This window comes from Cyclobacterium sp. L-R, from assembly GCF_056859355.1.
Window position 1 is genome coordinate 1 of sequence record NZ_JBSXOH010000022.1, and the last position, 3,236, is coordinate 3,236.

Consider the following 3,236-nt stretch of genomic DNA (forward strand, 5'->3'; position numbering starts at 1 on the left):
TTGGGGACAGGCACTCAATTACCACCCCCATATCCACATGCTGGTGCCTGCCGGAGGGCCCGACCCCGACAACATGGAATGGGTAGCTGCGAACAAAAAGTTTTTTGTGCCAGTGAAAGCCCTCTCAGGTATATTCAGGGGGGTATTCATGGAAAACCTCTTTCATGCCTTGCGGTCAGACCAGCTCAGGATACCTGAAAAACAGAAAGGGATGTACGCCACCCCGGAGCTTGTAAAAAAGGAAGCTTATTCGAAGTCCTGGCATGTCTATATCAAAAAAACGTTCAAAGGTACCAGCCAGGTGGTTAGCTACCTGGGCAGATACACCCATCGGGTGGCCATCAGCAACAGCCGGATACAGTCTGTCGAAGACGGCACGGTAAAGTTCAGGTGGAAGGATTACAGGGACCGTAAAACCAAAATCATGGAACTTCCGTGCGCCGAATTCACTCGCAGGTTCATGCAACACGTCCTTCCAAGCGGATTTTACAAGATAAGGTATTATGGGATCATGTCATCGGCGAACAGCAAGACCAAAATGGAGGACTGTTTTAGGCTGCTGAAAGCGCCAAGGCTCATTTCCTTTTATGAGGGATTGTCAACCTATGAGATTTTGGAGGGAATACTGGGTCAGGACCCGTTCAGGTGTCCGGGATGCGAAACCGGAAAGATGATGTATGGCCTTGCTGAGGGGAAAGGAACAGACCCATAAGATCGCCCAAATAGCAAAGTTCTTTGAAATCATGGCTACAAATCAAAACGCAGCAGGGCGTTAATGGGAAGGGACTGCCCCTACAGTATCCAAACAACCAGAAGTCATCGGTTAGGGAGATCAAAACAGGGGTTCCTGGTACTAAACACCCCAAACTCTCCCAAATAACGAAACATAAATGCCCATAGACAGGCCCCCGGTTTCGTCCAACTAAGTTTTAACCGCAATCTAAGGGACTCCTCCTCAAATAGTTATTTTTTTTGGCTAGATTGCGTTTAAAACTCTTTACGTTAGCAGAAAATCATAAAAAAAGTTGAGACCGAGGATATTCATTATTTTAAAGATGATACTTTTACTTAGTTGTAAAGGTAATTATGTCTATGAAAATGAAGAAATTACTTCGCTTTCAAAAACTCTTCCTGAAGTATTTGAATCATTTTATTATTCAAACTATTGTAAGTGGGATGAAGATGATTTGAGTAGTTTTTATGATACAATTCCATTCAATGAAGATGATAATTCATCGGAATTTATTTTTAAGGAGCTTGTAGAAAAGAAATGTAGTATTGTCCATATTGCAGCATTTGATGGTAATTTGATTTCGTTACCTGAAGTAATTAAGCAAAATGATTGGTTAATTAATATCTATGATACTAGTGATATTGTTTACTTTGATTTGACTACCACAAAAAACTTTGCAACACTTAAGTCAAGATATATTGGTTATAATACTCTTTACTTGAATGAAAAATACAAAATTGAACCGATAGATTTTGAAGAAAATTATACCAATGAAAATTTCAAGTTTAGGCCCGAAATAAGTAGAGTGAGTTTCAACGACAGCCTCACTCAAGGTTTTTACTACATTACTATTTGGAAAGATGGTGGTTTCCAAAAAACTGGTACATCTACATTAGTGTTGATTGAAAAAGAAAAAAGTAATTGGCGGGTTAAGGAAATTAAGTATTACAGGAAGGACTAAAATGAATTCTGCTAACATCACCTTGGATACAGCGGGGGGTTCCGAGTAAATTGAAAGTTTAGTATCTTTAAGAAGTTAGAATTAGGCTGGAAGAGAACGTCTCTGAATGCCCGCCGTCTCCAAGCTGAATCACGTTGGCGTGCATTAAAAAACAAACAATATGCCTGATAATCTTTCAAAGTTAGTTTCATGTGGACATTGTAACAATATATCTCATATGAAGATTATTGGAAATGTTAATGATATAGAATCCGATGTTGACCCTGAATATGGGCCAATTGGAGAATGGGGAACTACATACAGTGTATTAGAGTGTCCTGCATGCAATAAGCCCAATATAGTATCATACGAATGGCACGATGGAATGGAATCTGAAGATGAAATAACATATAAAACTCTCTATCCGCTTGACAAGAACATTCCCATTGGACTACCTGAAAAAATCAAAAAAGCTTTTCAAGCTGCTAACAAAATAAAAACTGTAGATGTAAACGCTTATGTAATTCTTCTACGTAGACTTTTAGAGCTTGTGTGTATTGACAGAAAAGCAAAAGGAAAAACCCTTGCTTTAATGCTCAAAGATTTAGCGGACAAGAATGAAATACCTGAGAAGCTTGTCAATGTTGCCAAGGGATTAAAGGATTTTGGAAATATAGGTGCCCATGCAGGAATAGGCGAGCTTAGTGAGAAGGAAATCCCAATTGTGACAGCTTTAAGTACAGCAATTCTTGAATACGTTTACAGTGCACCATATTTGGCTACTCTAGCAGAAGACAAATTGAAAACAATTAAGTCTAAAAAATAGGTATGCTAACAGCGGAACAGAAAAAGGAATTTTCAAGTCTACGAGTGGAACTCATTGATTTGACCATTTTAGCTTCTTTTTATATTAGAAAATTGAACAGACTTGGATATCTATTCCAAAAAACCACGAGACACTATATGCTCGAAGAATTTACTGCACTAAGATATATGGAAAATGGTCTAATTCTGCACCTGACCAATCTTGATGATGATAGTTCAATTTTTTCCTTTCGAAAGATTCTGAAAGCAACTAATAAGACAATAACAGACCAAAAAGTTATTAAAGAACTCAAAAGCGATTTTGAATCATTTAGGAGAAATGTCAATTACCTAAAAGTTCAACACAGAAATAATAGAATAGCCCATTTAAACTACTCCAAGAATATAAACATTGACGAGTTCTTAAACTTTGACAATCTTATAAAACCATTAATTGTTCAAGCTAATGAAATAGGAGACAAACTTTGGGGAGAAAAAATAGAATATAAATTTAAACTCGGGACATATGAAGGAATATTGAATTTCAGAGAAATTTTTGAAGAATTGAAGACAGATATAAATGGACAAAAAGAATTTGTATAAAAAATAACGACACGCCAATAACTAAGCATTCTGACGGCTGGAACAGCCTAGTCTGAATGCAGTGTTGAACGAAAGGTGTTGGGAATTAGGATTACTATGGGGAATGGTTTTCTCTTTTTGTTTTTTTAGCTGTAGGAGAATGAAAAAGTTGCTGAT

Annotated in this window: 4 protein-coding genes; all 4 read left to right on the forward strand. The window is 37.5% G+C overall.

The features are described from left to right. Window positions 1-712, forward strand: a 712-nt coding sequence (locus AC13EX_RS01375) for an IS91 family transposase (RefSeq protein ID WP_482891246.1), incomplete at its 5' end; no start/stop codon positions are given. A gap of 343 nt (window positions 713-1,055) precedes the next feature. Continuing rightward, window positions 1,056-1,694 (forward strand): hypothetical protein, encoded by a 639-nt coding sequence (locus AC13EX_RS01380; RefSeq protein WP_482891247.1) that lies wholly within the window; start codon window positions 1,056-1,058, stop codon window positions 1,692-1,694. Between the two features lie 160 nt (window positions 1,695-1,854). After that, window positions 1,855-2,499 (forward strand): DUF4145 domain-containing protein, encoded by a 645-nt coding sequence (locus tag AC13EX_RS01385; protein ID WP_482891248.1) that lies wholly within the window; start codon window positions 1,855-1,857, stop codon window positions 2,497-2,499. 137 nt (window positions 2,500-2,636) lie between these two features. Next, window positions 2,637-3,080: a hypothetical protein gene (locus AC13EX_RS01390; protein WP_482891249.1), complete on the forward strand. Its 444-nt coding sequence runs from the start codon at window positions 2,637-2,639 to the stop codon at window positions 3,078-3,080. The last annotated feature ends 156 nt before the right edge of the window (window positions 3,081-3,236 follow it).